We start from the raw sequence: 15547 nt of genomic DNA on the forward strand, positions 1-15547 counted from the left end.
CGGACTGCTAGTCCACGGGCTTCGCGTGGTGCAGATCGACCGTGCCGGAGTAGCCGGGCAGGGTCACCGTTCCGTGGTCCTCGACCTTCCAGCCGAGCCCGTAGACGTTGACGTACACCATGTAGTTCTGGATCGCCGGCGAGGCCGAGAGCGCCTTCTTCAGCTTCTCCGGATCCCCGACCGCGGTGATCTTGTACGGCGGCGAGTAGACGCGCCCCTGGAGGATCAGGGTGTTGCCCACACAGCGCACCGCGCTGGTGGAGATCAGCCGCTGGTCCATGACCTTGATGCCCTCGGCGCCGCCCTCCCACATGGCGTTCACCACCGCCTGGAGATCCTGCTGGTGGATGACCAGATAGTCGGGCTGCGGCTCGGGGTAGCCGGGCAGCTTGGCGGTGGCGTCCGGCGGGGCGTCGTCGAGGGTGACCGTGATCGCCTCGCCCTTGAGCTTCTGGGTGCCGGCGCGCTTCTCCAGATCGGCGAGCTTCTCGTCCTCGGCCCGGGTGCTGCCGTCGTCCCGCTCGGCCAGCGACTCGACGTCCTCGCGCAACGCGCCGTTGGACTCCTCGAGCTTCCCGTTCTCGCGGCTGCGCTCGTGGATCAGGTCGGACAGCCTCAGCAGTGAGGCGTCCGTACGGATGTCGGTGCCCTTGGCCGTGTCGAAGCTGGTGAAGAAGATCAACCCGGCCAGGGCGAACACGCCCGCGGTGAGGATCCGCACGGGCCGGACACGGCGTCGGCGGACGGGACTGGATTCCGGTCCGGGGAAGTCGGCAGAATTGCTCAACGTACCCTTATCTCCTTCGGCGCCGTGGAAGGACTACGCTAACGGACGCCCGGGGGAGCCCTCGGAGTCCCCTTGTACGCTGCTCCGAGCCCGACCCAGTTCCCTGCGCGGCCACGCAGCGCATCGACAGGAGAGACCCTCGTGCCGAAGTCACGTATCCGCAAGAAGGCCGACTACACGCCGCCGCCGGCGAAGCAGGCGACGGCCCTCAAGCTGACCAACCGCGCCTGGGTCGCGCCCGTGATGCTGGCGCTGTTCCTCATCGGGCTGGCCTGGATCGTCGTCTTCTACGTCACCGACGGCACCCTGCCCATCGATTCCCTGGGCAACTGGAACATCGTCGTGGGGTTCGGGTTCATCGCCGCCGGATTCGGCGTCTCCACGCAGTGGAAGTAGCGCACTCCGCACAGTGAGCGCTGCTCTGCCCAGAGCTGTTCCCGCAGCTCTGGGCAGGACTATCCACTGAGTTATCCACAACCCTTGTCCACATGTGGATAGGGAACCCGATCTGTGGATAACCCTTCGGAGGTTGACGCCGGTGTGACAGAAACACCGGCAACCGAAAACATGTTCGCGAGCCGTCTGACCTGCGCAGACACGGGTCGAACGGTGAGCGTCCCGGCCTCCCGGCACCCTGTGCACAAGATCCGCCACGAACTGTGGACAACCTCGGCCCTCAGGTGAGCTGCGCCGTCCTGAGCACGGTCATCAGCACCACCACGGCCAGCACCAGCGCACAGGTGCCGTACTGCACCAGCGCCCGCCGGTTCCGCGGGGCGTGCACCATGGCGTACCCGATCACCACACCGGCGACGAACCCACCCAGGTGCGCCTGCCAGGCGATGTTGCCCCACCCGAACGTGATGATCACATTGATGACCAGCAGGGCGATGATCGGACGCATGTCCTGGTTGAGCCGGCGCATCAGCACGGCGATCGCGCCGAACAGACCGAAGATCGCGCCGGACGCACCGAGTGACGCCGTGGAGCCCGAGGCCAGCACATAGGTCAGCGCGCTGCCCGCCAGGCCCGAGATCAGGTAGAGCGCGAGGTAGCGGGCGCGGCCGAGGGCCTCCTCCAGCGGGCCGCCGAGCCACCACAGACCGAGCATGTTGAAGCCGATGTGCCAGATCGCCTCGTGCGTGAACATCGAGGTGAACAGGCGGTACCACTCGCCCTCGGCCACGCCCTCGGTGGGCAGGAAGGGCTCCGGCGGCCAGACACCGACCAGCACGAGCGGGTCCAGCAACGACGGCCGGATCTGCACGGCGAGGAACACCGCGAGATTGATTCCGAGGAGGATCTTGGTCAGCAGCCGGGGATCGGCGGCGACGGTCCCGCCGGCGATGGTGCGCGGCATCGAGGCCGCGGGCGGGTGCCCGGTGCCCGACCCGCCGCGGACGCACTCCGGGCACTGGAATCCGACAGAGGCACTGACCATGCACTCCGGACAGATCGGCCGTTCGCACCGGGTGCAGCGGATACCGGTCTCGCGGTCCGGGTGGCGATAGCAGACAGGGACGCGCTGGGCGCCCTGCGGGCCGCCGGCAGCCTGGTCGTCCATGGGATCCCCTACGTCGTGTGGAAAAAGGCACGCCCCGCCCATCCTTACGGATGAGCGGGGCGATTGGTTCCCTTCGGGGGCTTTGGCGCTCCGGGGTGCGCTCAGCCCTCGCGGATCTGGACCGACTCGATCACCACGTCCTTCAGCGGACGGTCGGTACGGGGGTTGGTCTGCGTCGACGCGATGCTGTCGATGACCTTCTGGCTCGCGGCGTCGGTGACCTCGCCGAAGATCGTGTGCTTGCGGTTCAGCCACGCCGTCGGGGAGACGGTGATGAAGAACTGCGAGCCGTTGGTGCCCGGACCGGCGTTGGCCATCGCCAGCAGGTAGGGCTTGTCGAAGCGCAGGTCGGGGTGGAACTCGTCCTCGAACTGGTAGCCGGGCCCACCGGTGCCGTTCCCCAGCGGGTCCCCGCCCTGGATCATGAAGCCACTGATCACCCGGTGGAAGACCGTGCCGTCGTAGAGCTTGTCCGTGGACTTCTGACCGGTCTGCGGGTGGGTCCACTCCCGCTCGCCCTTGGCGAGCTCGACGAAGTTCTTGACCGTGATCGGCGCGTGGTTCGGGAAGAGCCGGACCTCGATGTCGCCGTGGTTGGTCTTCAGGGTGGCGTAGAGCTGCTCAGCCACGATGTGCCTTCCGTTGTTTTCCGTGACTCCCCGATCCTCGCACGGACCGGACGCGCAGTCGCCCGGCCTGCGTTCACAGCAGGGCAACACGGCCGTTCGGCTTGCGGAAAACAGCGCGAGTACTCCCGTGCCGGGGGCGCCGGGCGGCGATCCGTGGCATTGTCGACGACAAGCTCCCGTTACCCCGGATTCATCCGGAATTGCACGCGATATCACGATCGATCAAGCACACCGGCACCCGTATGCCCGTCCGCGCATGCCGCAGGGCGACCCGGCAGGCATGATCCGTAAAAGGGTGGAAAGTCGAAATACCGTACGCCACCGAGGAGGAGGAACCCGTGACCCGCATCGACAGCGTGCGCGCCGCGACCGGTTCGGCGAAGGACAGCGTGCTGCACGCCGCGGAAGTGGTGGCGCCCTACGCCGACACGGCCAAGGTCAGGGCCGCGCACTACGCACAGGAGGCCCGCGTACGGCTGGCGCCCAAGGTGACACAGGCCGCCGGGCAAGCCCGCGTCCAGTACGGCACCCATGTGCAGCCGTACCTGGAACAGGCCCGGACGCATGTGCCGCCGAAGGTCGACAAGGCCGCCCAGCAGGCCGCCGTCCGCACCCGCACGGCCGCCCGGCAGGCGGCGGACTACTCCCGGCCGGTGATCGAGCAGGCGGTGGCCGCCGCCGGTCCCGCCAGGGAGCAGGCCGCGGCCCGCAGCGCCGCCGCGCTGGCCGCTCTGCGCGGCCAGGTGTCCGCCCGGGACATCCAGAAGCTGGTCCGCAGGCAGGAGCGGCGGGCCAAGGCCGGCCGTGCCGCGCGGATGGTCCTGATCCTGGGCGCCGTGGCCGGCGGTGCCTTCGCCGCCTGGAAGTGGTGGGACAAGCAGGCCAACCCGGACTGGCTGGTGGAGCCCCCGGCCGCGACGGATGTGTCGGGCTCGTCCAAGCTGACGTCGGTGGACGGCAGCGACCTGGGCGCGCTCGACCCCGAGGTCGAGGCCAAGGAGGCCGCGGAGGAGGCCGCCAGGCGCGACGAGCCCTGACGGGCACCCACAGGTACCCACGTCAACGGCACGGTGGGGCAGAAGACGTGGAGCGTCTTCTGCCCCACCGTGCCGTTTCACGTGAACAGGACCCCTCCCACCATGGATCCGCGGGTGGGAGGGGTCCGGGTGTGGAGCCTAGGGGAGTCGAACCCCTGACATCTGCCATGCAAAGACAGCGCTCTACCAACTGAGCTAAGGCCCCGGAAGGAAAGCGTCCACCTGGAAGAACACATCCCGGTGGGCGCCCGACACCAGAGTACCGGGTCCCCCCGGGGATTCCGCAAAAGGATTGGGGGTCCCCGTGACCAACCACTCTCCGTAAGATGCTCGGCGGGGTTCGCTACAGCGAACCGCGGTTCATGGGGAAGCGATGGGGAGACGCAATGGACGCCGCACAGCAGGAAGCCACCGCCAGAGCGCGGGAACTGCAGCGGAATTGGTATGGGGAGCCACTGGGGGCGCTCTTCCGTAGGCTCATAGACGACCTGGGCCTCAACCAGGCCCGTCTCGCGGGGGTACTGGGACTGTCCGCGCCGATGCTCTCGCAGCTGATGAGCGGGCAGCGGGCGAAGATCGGCAATCCGGCGGTGGTTCAGCGGGTACAGCTGCTGCAGGACCTGGCGGGGCAGGTCGCGGACGGCAGCGTCAGCGCCGCCGAGGCGACCGAGCGCATGGAGGAGATCAAGAAGTCCCAGGGGGGCTCGGTGCTCAGCAACACCACGCAGACGACGAGCAGTTCGGGAGCCCCCACCGTCAAGCGCGTGGTCCGTGAGATCCAGTCCCTGCTGCGCTCGGTGGCGGCCGCGGGGGACATCATCGAAGCCGCCGACACCCTCGCTCCCACCCACCCCGAACTGGCCGAGTTCCTGCGGGTCTACGGCGCCGGCCGCACCGCCGACGCGGTCACCCACTACCAGTCGCACCAGAACTGATCTCCCGCCCGGCGGCCGAAGGGGGTCGGCCGCCGGGTGCACACGGGAAGACCCAGGAGACCGAGCCGGCGCGGAGCGGGCCGGGCACAGCCGAGAGATCAGAGGCGCGGGGGGAGTCGTATCACTCGTCGAGGGGGAGTGACAGGGGGACACCGCAGGGGGAGGAGCGACGTACAGCCATGGGTGAGGTCTTCGCCGGCCGGTACGAACTGGTCGATCCGATCGGACGCGGGGGCGTCGGTGCCGTCTGGCGCGCCTGGGACCACCGCCGCCGCCGCTATGTGGCCGCCAAGGTCCTGCTCCAGAGCGACGCCCACTCCCTCCTGCGCTTCGTCCGCGAACAGGCACTGCGGATCGATCACCCCCACGTCCTCGCCCCGACCAGCTGGGCCGCCGACGACGACCAGGTCCTGTTCACCATGGATCTGGTGGCCGGCGGTTCCCTGGTCCACCTGATCGGCGACTACGGCCCCCTGCCGCCGGCCTTCGTCTGCACCTTGCTGGACCAGCTGCTGGCGGGGCTCGCCGCGGTGCACGCGGAAGACGTCGTCCACCGTGACATCAAGCCCGCCAACGTGCTCCTGGAGGCCACCGGTACGGGCAGGCCCCGGCTGCGGCTGTCCGACTTCGGCATCGCGATGCGGCTGGGCGAACCCCGGCTGACGGAGACCAACCTGGTGGTGGGCACGCCGGGCTATCTCGCGCCGGAGCAGATGCTGGGCTCCGAACCGGACTTCCCCTCCGACCTGTTCGCCGTGGGCCTGGTGGCCCTGTATCTGCTCGAGGGCGCCAAGCCGGACAGCAAGGCCCTCATCCAGCACTTCGTCGACCACGGGACACCCGGTCCTCCCCAGGGCATTCCCGAACCGCTGTGGCAGGTCGTCGCCACGCTGCTCCAGCCGGATCCGCTGGCGCGGTTCCGCACGGCGACCGGGGCGCGCAAGGCGCTCGCCGCGGCCGCGGAGCTGCTGCCGGAACCCGGCCCGGACGACGAACAGATCGAGATCTTCGACCAACTGGGCCCCCTGCCCCCGGGGTTCACCGCCGACGGCCCTCTGAAGAGGGCCTCGGGGGTACGACGGGACGGCGGGGGCGCCACGGCGCCCGCAGGGCTCGATGCCGGGGAGGAACAGCGGCCCGCGGCCGGTGCTTCCGGCCCGGAGCCGGGCACGCCGGACAGTCCGGGTGCTCCGGGTGCTCCGGGCGTGGAGGCCGGGCCGGCCGGGGGAGACGACGCCGCACCCGCACCGGAAGGCGCGGGCGTCACCGGAGACCCCGCGGGTCCGACCGGCCCCGTATCCGCGCCACCGGCCCCGGAGGCGGGCGCGGCCACCGACACCGGAACCGGAACCGGAACCGGTCCAGGCCCACTGGGTCTTGACCGCGGCACGGGCGGGAGCAGGGCCGGCGCCCCGGGCGATCCCCGCCGGAGCGACGCATCCCCCGCGACGCCTGCCGGATCCTCCCCGCAGCCGACGAGCATGTCGGACACCGGCAGCTTCCACCTCCCGCCTCCCCGCTCCACGGTCACCCCCTCCCCCGTGCCCGGCCCGCCGCCTCCGGCCCACGGCCCCTGGACTCCTCAGCACCCGCAAGAGGCCGCACACGGCAGCCCGTACCAGCCGGCCCGCCCCGAACCCCTCGTCTCGCCCCACGACCCCACTCATCCGCTGCGCTCCCCATTGCCGCGGCCGACCGCACCGCCCGACGTCTCCACTGCTGAATACACCGCCCAAGGCCCGCAGGTTCCGCCTTCCGGCGGGGCGATCCCGCAGCACGGCACGCCTGTCCGGTCCCACCGTCGGCGCAGCCGTCGGCCCGGCCCTCCGGCCAAGGTGACCGTCCCGGTCCTGCTCCTGGCCCTGGCCTGCTACGCCGTGGGGTTCTGGGCGCTCACCCGCATCTGATCGGCCGCCGCCTACGGACGGGCCCGCCGCCGTGCCACCAGGGTCCACACGCCGAGCCCCACCAGCAGGGCGCTGCCGGTACCGATACCGCCCGCCGCGAGCGCCCGGTACGCGGCGTCGCCATCCGACGTTCCGCCTCCCCGGGCGGCCGTGTCCCGGTCCTCCCCCGTGACCGTGAAGACGTCCGAGGGCACCGGCCGCCCCGCGTAGCCGGGCCCGTCCTGTGCCTCACCGCTCAGCCGGATCCGCAGCGTCAGCGGAACGGGCCCGTCGCCGAAGTCGTCCGCGACCTCCGGCGAGAGGTGGGCGACGAGGTAGTGGAAGCCGGCGAACCGCATCGCCGCGACCTGTCCGCCTGCGGCATGGCGGTTGACGTGCGCCACCGGCGGCAGGGGCGCCAGGCTCCTCGACTTCTGGCCGCCGTCGTAGCCGACGCCCACGTCCTCGACATGGCCCCGGACCGGATTGTAGAGGTCCAGGTCCAGTGCGGCGGCGACATAGCCGCCGCCGGCCGAGCTCGAACTGCCCAGTTCGGCGGTGGCGTGGAGCTGCTGCCCCCAGTCCACGGGGACCTTGTAGAAGAGGGTCTGGCCGGGACGTATGTCGTCCCGCCACACTCCCTGGCCGATGGAGGTGGCATCGGCGAAGCCCGCACCGCCCGGCCGCCTTTCCGGATCGCCCGTGGCAGGGCGGGGGGAGGCGGAGTTCCACTCCTTGGGCGCCTCGGTGGGACCGGGCTCCTCCAGCGCCGGCTCCGACACCGTGGTGAGCTCGATGTCCCAGGGGGCGGGGGAGGAGTTCTTCCCGTCCGGGTCGCTGCGTTCGACGGTCACGTAGTACGTACCGGCGTCCCTGCACAGTGGTCTCCTGGGCGAGATCTCCCGCCCGGCCCACGCGGCGACCGGATGCGGGCTGCCGCCGGCGCCGAAGGTCGCCGTACCGGAGTCGCAGGACCGGCCGTCGCCGTCCTGCACGGAGATTCTGACGCCGTCGATGACGGAGGTGTCACGGCCGGCGGGCGGAGCGGCCGTGACGGAGGCGTAGGTGTTCGTGGTGCCGTCGAGTTCGAGGCGGTAGTGGACCTTGCCGGAGGCCGGCAGGGTGCTCCGGTAGGTCCGGCCCGGCACCAGTTCGGCGGCGTCCGCGGTGCTCGCGGCCCCCTCGATCCTCCGGGCGTCCTCGGCGAAGGCGTAATCCCCGGCGGCCTCGGCGCCGGCCGCCGCCTGCGCCGCCGGAACACCGCCCAGCCCCAGGACGACCGCCACCCCCACACATCCGGCGACCGGACGCCTCCCGGCCCGCCGCCGCGCCGTCCACTGCCGTCCCCTCACGCGCCACCCCTCGTCGCTGCCCGGACGTCGCACCGTGCCGCCCATCCTGCCCCGTGGACGAGCCCGGTCCACAAGGCCCCGCGCACACAAAACCCCGACCGCGAGGGCGGCCGGGGTCTGTTCAGCGTCGGATATCGGTACTCACGAACCCGTGGGCACGGAGTCAGTCGCCTCCGTCCACAGATCCTGCTCGGCGCGATCCGCCTGGATCTGGCGGTACACGAGGAGCCCGCCGATGGCGGCCAGTGCGACCAGGAGAAGCTTCTTCACCGCGCGACCTCGTCTTTCGTTGACGTAGGGGACCTCTGGCGCCCGACTATACACACCGGTCGATATCGATCGGTGACCTGCGTCGAGGCCTTGAACCGCCCTTGGGACGGGCGCATTGGAAGCGGAGTACGGCGATCCGATCGGACGGTGATCACACCTCCACGCGCGGTCACTTCGACCCTTTCCCTCCCGTCCAGGCATCTTTTCCACCTCCTTGACTCCATCCGGGTGGTGTTCATCTGAACATCCACGCGCCACGGGCGTCGGTCCACCACTTCGCGACCCTCATACACATCATGAGGAAAGTACGCAAATCGCCCAACCCGAAAGTGAGGGGCCATGGCCCGGAACAAGGTCATGAAGCTGTGGAACGCCGTCGTCACCGCCTTCCTCGCGCTCTGCACAGCGCTCGGACTCATCACCACGACCGCCTCCGCGGCCGTACCGCAGCCCGAGAAGACGCGCAACAGCGACAGCACGCCCAAGACCTCGGCACCGGCCGCGCCCCTGTGGTCCTGGTCACTGATCAGGGCCCTGCCCCCCACGATGAAGCAGCGCATCCACGCCGAGGCCCACGGCAAGGCCCCCAGCTGCCGCCACCGTCCCCTCTCGGACACCGCGGAGGAGTCCGGCCCGGCCGAGTGCTCCGACGACACGGCGCCGGTCCCCCTGCCGGAACCCGTCACCGGACTCATCCCGCTCCAGCGCTGACCCTCCGCAGCACCTGAACCCCTTCGTGCCGTCGCTGCCCCCCGAGTCCTGGCGAACTTGCGTACAGCACCACGGCACGACAAAGGCCCCCGTCGGCATCCGACGGGGGCCTTCCCTTGCGTGATCCTTCCATGGAGCCCAGGGCCGGCCGGCTCAAAGGCTGCTCTTGAGCTTCGCAGTCCGTGGGTACTTCGTCCCGTTGATCTCAGGGATCCAGTCCGGGGTGTTCGCGAGAGCCACGTCGACGATCTCCTGAGGAGTGACAACTCCGTACGCCGATCCTTCAGCGCCCGCCGGCTTCGTTGCCTCGGAGACGTGTTGGGAAGACTCGGCACCGTCGCTCTTACGGATGGCGGGACCCCAGACCTGCACAAAGCTGATCTGCCAGCCGCCGTCCAGGTAGATCCAGTGGACCGTCGCCTTCTTGATGCGCGCGGTCCTCTGCTTCACCTGCATGGAGAAGTCCTCGATCAGCAGGGTCGTGTACGCCTTCACCAGAACCTGGGTCGTCGTCCCGTCGACCGTTGTCCGCACGAGAATCCCCTCCGGCGCTCCGTCAACGTACGAACCCTACAAGTCGACGCGGTGTACCAGCCGACCGCCGGACCAACGCGGACCGACACGTCACGCGCACCCCAAAACGAAGAGCGGGCATCTCCCACCTGGGGAAACACCCGCTCAATCGGATCTTCGTCTGTGGGGCTAACAGGATTTGAACCTGTGGCCTCATCCTTATCAGGGATGCGCTCTAACCAACTGAGCTATAGCCCCGCCGCGCTCTGCGGGCTGCCCCGCGCGCTGACTCCTGAAGATTAGCGCACGACCCGGGCAGTCCCAAAATCGGTTGTCCACAAGCCGTGGGTGGCGGCGGGGAAAGCGTCGTGAGCAGGTCACTCGTCCTCGGCCAGCGTCAGTTCGACGCCGCCCACGAAGCCCGCGGAAAGGTTGTAGATGAACGCCCCGAGCGTCGCGAGCGCCGTCGCCAGGACGACGTCGATGACCGCGATGATCGTCGTGAACAGCAGCACGTTGGGCAGCGACAGGAACGACTGGAGATCGAAGCCGTTCGAGTCGTTGGAGCCGGTCGCCTCGGAGATCGTGCCGCCGACCGTCGAGAACACGCCCATGGCGTCCATGACCATCCACAGCACCGCGGAGGCGACGATGGTGCAGACGCCGAGCGCGATGGACAGCAGGAAGCTGACCTTCATCACCGACCAGGGGTCGGCCTTGGCCACGCGCAGGCGCGCCTTGCGGACGCGCGGGGTGGTGCGCGCCCCGGTGCGGGGGCGCCGTACCACGCCGGTCTGGGCGGCTGCCGCGCCGCCCTGTGCCGGGTAGGCCTGCGGCGGGTGGTACGGGCCCGCCTGTTGCTGCGGCTGCCGTTCCCCCGGCAGCGGTGAGGTCGGCCGAGCGGCCGCGCCCTGGTCCGGCGCGGCCTGCTGTCGGCCCCGGGTGTCCGTCACGGTTCCCCCCTGGGATCCCTGTCTGTCGGACGAGGAGGCGTCCTTGGCGGGCGACTTGATCGCTTTGAGATTGGTCGTGTGCGGATCTGCCGCCTGCGCGGCGGAGCCACGGCCACCGCCGTCCGTTCCCGAACTGGTACCGGCCGATCCGGCGCCCGTGGCTCCGTTCACGCTGACTCACTCCTCGTGCTACTCGGCCGAGGGCGCCTCACCCTCGTCCGTGCCGGTGGTCGCGTCCCCGTCGGTGGTCTCGTCCACGGCCACGTCGCCGTCGACTTCCTCCGCCTCGCGTCCCGCCTCGGCGTTACGAGCGATGCCGACCACGGCATCGCGCTTGCCCAGATTGATCAGTTGGACGCCCATGGTGTCACGGCCGGTTTCCCTGATCTCGTTGACTCGCGTACGAATCACACCGCCCGACAACGTGATGGCGAGGATTTCGTCGGTCTCCTCGACCACCAGCGCGCCGACGAGGGAGCCGCGGTCCTCGACGAGCTTGGCGGCCTTGATGCCGAGGCCGCCGCGCCCCTGGACGCGGTACTCGTCGACGCCGGTCCGCTTCGCGTACCCGCCGTCTGTGGCAGTGAACACGAACGTACCGGGTCGAACAACATTCATCGAGAGCAGCTCGTCCCCCTCGCGGAAACTCATGCCCTTGACACCCGAGGTCGCACGGCCCATGGGCCGCAGCGTCTCGTCCGTCGCCGTGAACCTGATCGACTGCGCCTTCTTGCTGATCAGCAGCAGATCGTCGTCGGACGAGACGAGCTCGGCGCCGATCAGTTCGTCGTCGGTTCCGTCCTCGCGCTCGCGCAGATTGATCGCGATGACACCGCCCGAGCGCGGCGAGTCGTAGTCTTTCAGCGGCGTCTTCTTCACCAGGCCGCCCTTGGTGGCCAGCACCAGGTAGGGCATCGCCTCGTAGTCGCGGATGGCGCGGATCTGCGCGATGGTCTCGTCCGGCTGGAAGGCCAGCAGGTTGGCCACGTGCTGCCCGCGCGCGTCCCGGCCGGCGTCGGGGAGCTCGTATGCCTTCACCCGGTAGACCCGGCCCTTGTTGGTGAAGAACAGCAGCCAGTGGTGGGTGGTGGACACGAAGAAGTGGTTGACGATGTCGTCTTCCTTGAGCTTCGTGCCGCGTACGCCCTTGCCGCCGCGCTTCTGGGCCCGGTAGTCGTCGGTCTTGGTGCGCTTGATGTAGCCGCCGCGCGTGACCGTGACGACGATGTCCTCCTCGGCGATCAGGTCCTCGATGGACATGTCGCCTTCGTAGGGAATCAGCTTCGTCTTGCGGTCGTCGCCGAACTTCTCGACGATCGCCGTCAGTTCCTGGCTGACGATGCCGCGCTGGCGCACGGGGGAGGCGAGGATCTCGTTGTACTCGTTGATCTTCGTCTGCAGCTCGTCGTGCTCCTGGACGATCTTCTGGCGCTCCAGTGCGGCCAGTCGGCGCAGCTGCATCTCCAGGATTGCGTTGGCCTGGATCTCGTCGATCTCCAGGAGGTCCATCAGGCCGCCGCGGGCGATCTCGACGGTCTCACTGCGCCGGATCAGCGCGATGACCTCGTCGATGGCGTCCAGGGCCTTCAGCAGACCGCGCAGGATGTGCGCCCGCTCCTCGGCCTTGCGCAGCCGGAACCGCGTACGCCGGACGATGACCTCGATCTGGTGCGCCACCCAGTGGCGGATGAACGCGTCCAGGGAGAGGGTGCGCGGCACGCCGTCGACCAGGGCCAGCATGTTGGCGCCGAAGTTGGTCTGCAGGTCAGTGTGCTTGTAGAGGTTGTTCAGGACGACCTTGGCGACCGCGTCCCGCTTCAGCACGATGACCAGGCGCTGACCGGTGCGCGAGGACGTCTCGTCGCGCACGTCGGCGATGCCGCCGACCTTGCCGTCCTTCACCAGGTCGGCGATCTTCTGCGCGAGGTTGTCCGGGTTGACCTGGTACGGCAGCTCGGTGACGACCAGGCACTGGCGGTTCTGGATCTCCTCGACCTCGACCACCGCGCGCATGGTGATCGAGCCGCGGCCCGTGCGGTACGCCTCCTCGATGCCCTTGCGGCCGACCACCAGGGCGCCGGTCGGGAAGTCGGGGCCCTTGATGCGCTCGATGAGGGCGTCCAGCAGCTCCTCGTTGGACGCCTCGGGGTTCTCCAGGTACCACTGGGCGCCGGCGGCGACCTCGCGCAGGTTGTGCGGCGGGATGTTGGTCGCCATGCCGACCGCGATACCGGCCGAGCCGTTGATCAGCAGGTTCGGGAAGCGGGCCGGCAGGACGGTCGGCTCCTGGGAGCGGCCGTCGTAGTTGTCCGTGAAGTCGACGGTCTCCTCGTCGATGTCCCGGACCATCTCCATCGACAGCGGCGCCATCTTGCACTCGGTGTAGCGCATGGCCGCCGCCGGGTCGTTGCCCGGCGAGCCGAAGTTGCCGTTGGAGTCCACCAGCGGCATCCGCATCGACCACGGCTGCGCGAGGCGGACCAGCGCGTCGTAGATCGAGGAGTCGCCGTGCGGGTGGTAGTTGCCCATGACGTCGCCGACGACGCGGGCGCACTTGTAGAAGCCGCGCTCGGGGCGGTAACCGCCGTCGTACATGGCGTACAGCACGCGGCGGTGGACGGGCTTGAGACCGTCACGGACATCGGGCAGCGCGCGCGAGACGATGACGGACATCGCGTAGTCGAGATACGAGCGCTGCATCTCGGTCTCGAGCCCGACCGGCTCCACGCGCAGTCCGGCCGCGTCCGGGTCCTCGAGGGGCGTGACGGGGGTGTTCTCGTCGGTCATTGCTGGTGGTGGTCCTTCCTGGTGCGGTCAGCTGAGACCGACTCAGATGTCGAGGAAGCGGACGTCCTTGGCGTTGCGCTGGATGAACGCGCGGCGGGCCTCGACGTCCTCGCCCATCAGGACCGAGAACAGGTCGTCGGCCTGCGCGGCGTCGTCGAGGGTGACCTGGCCGAGGACGCGGTGCTCCTGGTCCATCGTGGTGACGCGCAGTTCCTCGGCGTTCATCTCGCCGAGGCCCTTGAAGCGCTGGACGGAGTCCTCGCGGACGCGCTTGCCGGCCTGACGGCCCATCTCGATCAGCGCGTCGCGCTCGCGGTCGGAGTATGCGTACTCGAAGTCGTCCCGGCCCCACTTGATCTTGTAGAGCGGCGGGCGGGAGAGGAACACGTGCCCGGCCTCGACCAGCGGCCGCATGAAGCGGAACAGGAACGTCAGCAGCAGCGTGTTGATGTGCTGGCCGTCGACATCGGCGTCCGCCATCAGAATGATCTTGTGATAGCGGAGCTTCTCGATGTCGAAGTCCTCGTGCACGCCGGTGCCGAACGCGGAGATCATCGCCTGGATCTCCTGGTTCTGCAGGATCCGGTCGATGCGCGCCTTCTCGACGTTGAGGATCTTGCCGCGGATCGGCAGGATCGCCTGGTACTGCGGGTTGCGGCCGGACTTGGCCGAACCGCCGGCGGAGTCGCCCTCGACGATGAAGATCTCGCACTTGGTGGGGTCGTTCGACTGGCAGTCGGACAGCTTGCCCGGCAGGGACGCCGACTCCAGCAGGCCCTTGCGCCGGGTCAGGTCGCGGGCCTTGCGGGCCGCCACGCGCGCGGTGGCCGCCGCGATGCCTTTGCGGACGATGTCCGCCGCCTCGTTGGGGTTGCGGTCCAGCCAGTCGGCGAGGTGCTCGTAGACGACCTTCTGCACGAAGGTCTTCACCTCGGTGTTGCCCAGCTTGGTCTTCGTCTGGCCCTCGAACTGGGGCTCGCTCAGCTTGACCGAGATGATCGCGGTCAGACCCTCGCGGATGTCGTCACCCGTGAGGTTGTCGTCCTTGTCGCGCAGCAGCCTCTTGTCCCGCGCGTACTTGTTGATCAGCGAGGTGAGCGCCGCGCGGAAGCCCTCCTCGTGCGTACCGCCCTCGTGCGTGTGGATGATGTTGGCGAAGGAGTACACGCCCTCCTGGTAGGAGTTGTTCCACTGCATGGCGACCTCGAGGGACAGGTGGCGCTCCTTGTCCTCGGCCTCCAGGTCGATCACGGTGGGGTGCACCACGTCTCCCTTGCGGGAGTTGAGGTACTTCACGAAGTCGACGATGCCGCCCTCGTAGTGGTACGAGACCGACTTGACCTCGTGCTTCTCGTCCTCGCCCGCCTCGTCCGCACCGGCGGTGGCCTTGGCCGACTCGCGCTCGTCGGTGAGGTTGATCCGCAGACCCTTGTTGAGAAACGCCATCTCCTGGAAGCGCCGGGAGAGCGTCTCGAAGGAGTAGTCGGTGGTCTCGAAGATGTCGCCGTCGGCCCAGAAGGTGACCGACGTCCCGGTCTCCTCGGTGGCCTCGTGCCTGGCGAGGGGCGCGGTGGGCACACCCAGCTTGTACTCCTGGGTCCAGCGGTAACCGTCGGTCTTGACCTCGACGGCCACCCGCGTCGACAGCGCGTTGACCACGGAGACGCCCACACCGTGCAGACCGCCGGAGACCGCGTAGCCGCCGCCGCCGAACTTGCCGCCCGCGTGGAGCACGGTCAGGACGACCTCGACGGCGGGCTTGCCCTCGGAGGCGACGATGCCCACCGGGATGCCGCGGCCGTTGTCGACGACGCGTACGCCGCCGTCCGCCAGGATCGTGACGTCGATGGTGTCCGCGTGCCCGGCCAGCGCCTCGTCGACGGAGTTGTCGACGACCTCCTGCACGAGGTGGTGCAGTCCCCGCTCGCCGGTCGACCCGATGTACATACCGGGTCGCTTGCGGACCGCGTCCAAACCCTCGAGGACGGTGATGGCGGTCGCGTCGTACGACGCGGCGGCCTCGCCGGTCGAGGTGCTCGCCGCGTCACTGACGCCGGTGTCGGTGGACGGGATGTTCTCGTTGGGGTTGCCGGAATCGGCCACGAAGCGCCCTTTCTGGCACA

General features: G+C 69.2%; 14 protein-coding genes and 2 tRNA genes. 5 read left to right on the forward strand and 11 right to left on the reverse strand.

Annotation, left to right across the window (positions count from 1 at the left end; genetic code table 11):
- Positions 1-7: 7 nt before the first annotated feature.
- Positions 8-787, reverse strand: a complete 780-nt coding sequence (locus AC5L3C_RS18670; protein WP_493649980.1) for a DUF881 domain-containing protein — start codon at positions 785-787, stop codon at positions 8-10.
- A 141-nt stretch (positions 788-928) separates the two neighbouring features.
- On the opposite strand from AC5L3C_RS18670, the gene crgA reads away from it, so the two are divergent.
- Positions 929-1183 (forward strand): cell division protein CrgA, encoded by a 255-nt coding sequence (gene crgA / locus AC5L3C_RS18675; protein ID WP_125505322.1) that lies wholly within the window; start codon positions 929-931, stop codon positions 1181-1183.
- 280 nt (positions 1184-1463) lie between these two features.
- Here the strand turns inward: crgA and AC5L3C_RS18680 are convergent, their stop codons facing one another.
- Together AC5L3C_RS18680 and AC5L3C_RS18685 are read right to left on the reverse strand one after the other, a co-directional pair.
- Positions 1464-2351 carry a rhomboid family intramembrane serine protease gene (locus AC5L3C_RS18680; protein WP_493649981.1) on the reverse strand — a complete coding sequence of 296 codons (888 nt, stop codon included), beginning with the start codon at positions 2349-2351 and terminating at the stop codon, positions 1464-1466.
- Between the two features lie 101 nt (positions 2352-2452).
- Entirely contained in the window at positions 2453-2980 is a 528-nt protein-coding gene (locus AC5L3C_RS18685; RefSeq protein WP_125505324.1) for a peptidylprolyl isomerase, read from the reverse strand.
- A 338-nt stretch (positions 2981-3318) separates the two neighbouring features.
- Here AC5L3C_RS18685 and AC5L3C_RS18690 point away from each other — a divergent pair, with 338 nt between their 5' ends.
- Positions 3319-4017 carry a DUF5324 family protein gene (locus AC5L3C_RS18690; RefSeq protein ID WP_493649982.1) on the forward strand — a complete coding sequence of 233 codons (699 nt, stop codon included), beginning with the start codon at positions 3319-3321 and terminating at the stop codon, positions 4015-4017.
- A 132-nt stretch (positions 4018-4149) separates the two neighbouring features.
- On the opposite strand, the gene AC5L3C_RS18695 is transcribed toward AC5L3C_RS18690, so the two are convergent.
- Positions 4150-4222 (reverse strand) — tRNA-Ala (locus tag AC5L3C_RS18695).
- A gap of 181 nt (positions 4223-4403) precedes the next feature.
- Between AC5L3C_RS18695 and AC5L3C_RS18700 the strand changes: the two genes are divergently transcribed.
- Both AC5L3C_RS18700 and AC5L3C_RS18705 read left to right on the forward strand, forming a co-directional pair.
- Positions 4404-4952, forward strand: a complete 549-nt coding sequence (locus tag AC5L3C_RS18700) for a helix-turn-helix domain-containing protein (RefSeq protein ID WP_125505326.1) — start codon at positions 4404-4406, stop codon at positions 4950-4952.
- A 179-nt stretch (positions 4953-5131) separates the two neighbouring features.
- Positions 5132-6859 carry a serine/threonine-protein kinase gene (locus tag AC5L3C_RS18705; RefSeq protein ID WP_493649983.1) on the forward strand — a complete coding sequence of 576 codons (1728 nt, stop codon included), beginning with the start codon at positions 5132-5134 and terminating at the stop codon, positions 6857-6859.
- Between the two features lie 11 nt (positions 6860-6870).
- Here the strand turns inward: AC5L3C_RS18705 and AC5L3C_RS18710 are convergent, their stop codons facing one another.
- Both AC5L3C_RS18710 and AC5L3C_RS18715 read right to left on the reverse strand, forming a co-directional pair.
- On the reverse strand, positions 6871-8190 hold the full coding sequence (locus AC5L3C_RS18710) for a hypothetical protein (protein ID WP_493649984.1): 1320 nt from the start codon (positions 8188-8190) through the stop codon (positions 6871-6873).
- A 141-nt stretch (positions 8191-8331) separates the two neighbouring features.
- Entirely contained in the window at positions 8332-8460 is a 129-nt protein-coding gene (locus AC5L3C_RS18715) for a DLW-39 family protein (RefSeq protein ID WP_003999697.1), read from the reverse strand.
- 339 nt (positions 8461-8799) lie between these two features.
- Between AC5L3C_RS18715 and AC5L3C_RS18720 the strand changes: the two genes are divergently transcribed.
- Entirely contained in the window at positions 8800-9171 is a 372-nt protein-coding gene (locus tag AC5L3C_RS18720; protein ID WP_125505329.1) for a DUF6344 domain-containing protein, read from the forward strand.
- Positions 9172-9324: 153 nt separating this feature from the next.
- On the opposite strand, the gene AC5L3C_RS18725 is transcribed toward AC5L3C_RS18720, so the two are convergent.
- The 5 genes from AC5L3C_RS18725 to gyrB form a co-directional block, all read right to left on the reverse strand.
- Positions 9325-9705: a hypothetical protein gene (locus AC5L3C_RS18725; RefSeq protein ID WP_493649985.1), complete on the reverse strand. Its 381-nt coding sequence runs from the start codon at positions 9703-9705 to the stop codon at positions 9325-9327.
- A 163-nt stretch (positions 9706-9868) separates the two neighbouring features.
- Positions 9869-9942, reverse strand: a tRNA-Ile gene (locus tag AC5L3C_RS18730).
- Between the two features lie 119 nt (positions 9943-10061).
- Entirely contained in the window at positions 10062-10808 is a 747-nt protein-coding gene (locus AC5L3C_RS18735; protein ID WP_493649986.1) for a DUF3566 domain-containing protein, read from the reverse strand.
- Between the two features lie 18 nt (positions 10809-10826).
- Positions 10827-13424 (reverse strand): DNA gyrase subunit A, encoded by a 2598-nt coding sequence (gene gyrA / locus AC5L3C_RS18740; RefSeq protein WP_493649987.1) that lies wholly within the window; start codon positions 13422-13424, stop codon positions 10827-10829.
- A 42-nt stretch (positions 13425-13466) separates the two neighbouring features.
- The gene (gene gyrB, locus AC5L3C_RS18745; RefSeq protein ID WP_185931087.1) at positions 13467-15527 is read right to left on the reverse strand and encodes a DNA topoisomerase (ATP-hydrolyzing) subunit B; all 2061 of its coding nucleotides are present in this window, start codon (positions 15525-15527) and stop codon (positions 13467-13469) included.
- Between the last annotated feature and the right edge of the window lie 20 nt (positions 15528-15547).

The sequence above is a fragment of the Streptomyces speibonae genome, from assembly GCF_984686075.1.

Coding starts and splice junctions, on each gene's coding strand:
- AC5L3C_RS18680 (WP_493649981.1), bottom strand. CDS start 2,351: ATGGACGACCAGGCTGCCGGCGGCCCGCAGGGCGCCCAGCGCGTCCCT.
- AC5L3C_RS18700 (WP_125505326.1), top strand. CDS start 4,404: ATGGACGCCGCACAGCAGGAAGCCACCGCCAGAGCGCGGGAACTGCAG.
- AC5L3C_RS18705 (WP_493649983.1), top strand. CDS start 5,132: ATGGGTGAGGTCTTCGCCGGCCGGTACGAACTGGTCGATCCGATCGGA.
- AC5L3C_RS18720 (WP_125505329.1), top strand. CDS start 8,800: ATGGCCCGGAACAAGGTCATGAAGCTGTGGAACGCCGTCGTCACCGCC.
- gyrA (WP_493649987.1), bottom strand. CDS start 13,424: ATGACCGACGAGAACACCCCCGTCACGCCCCTCGAGGACCCGGACGCG.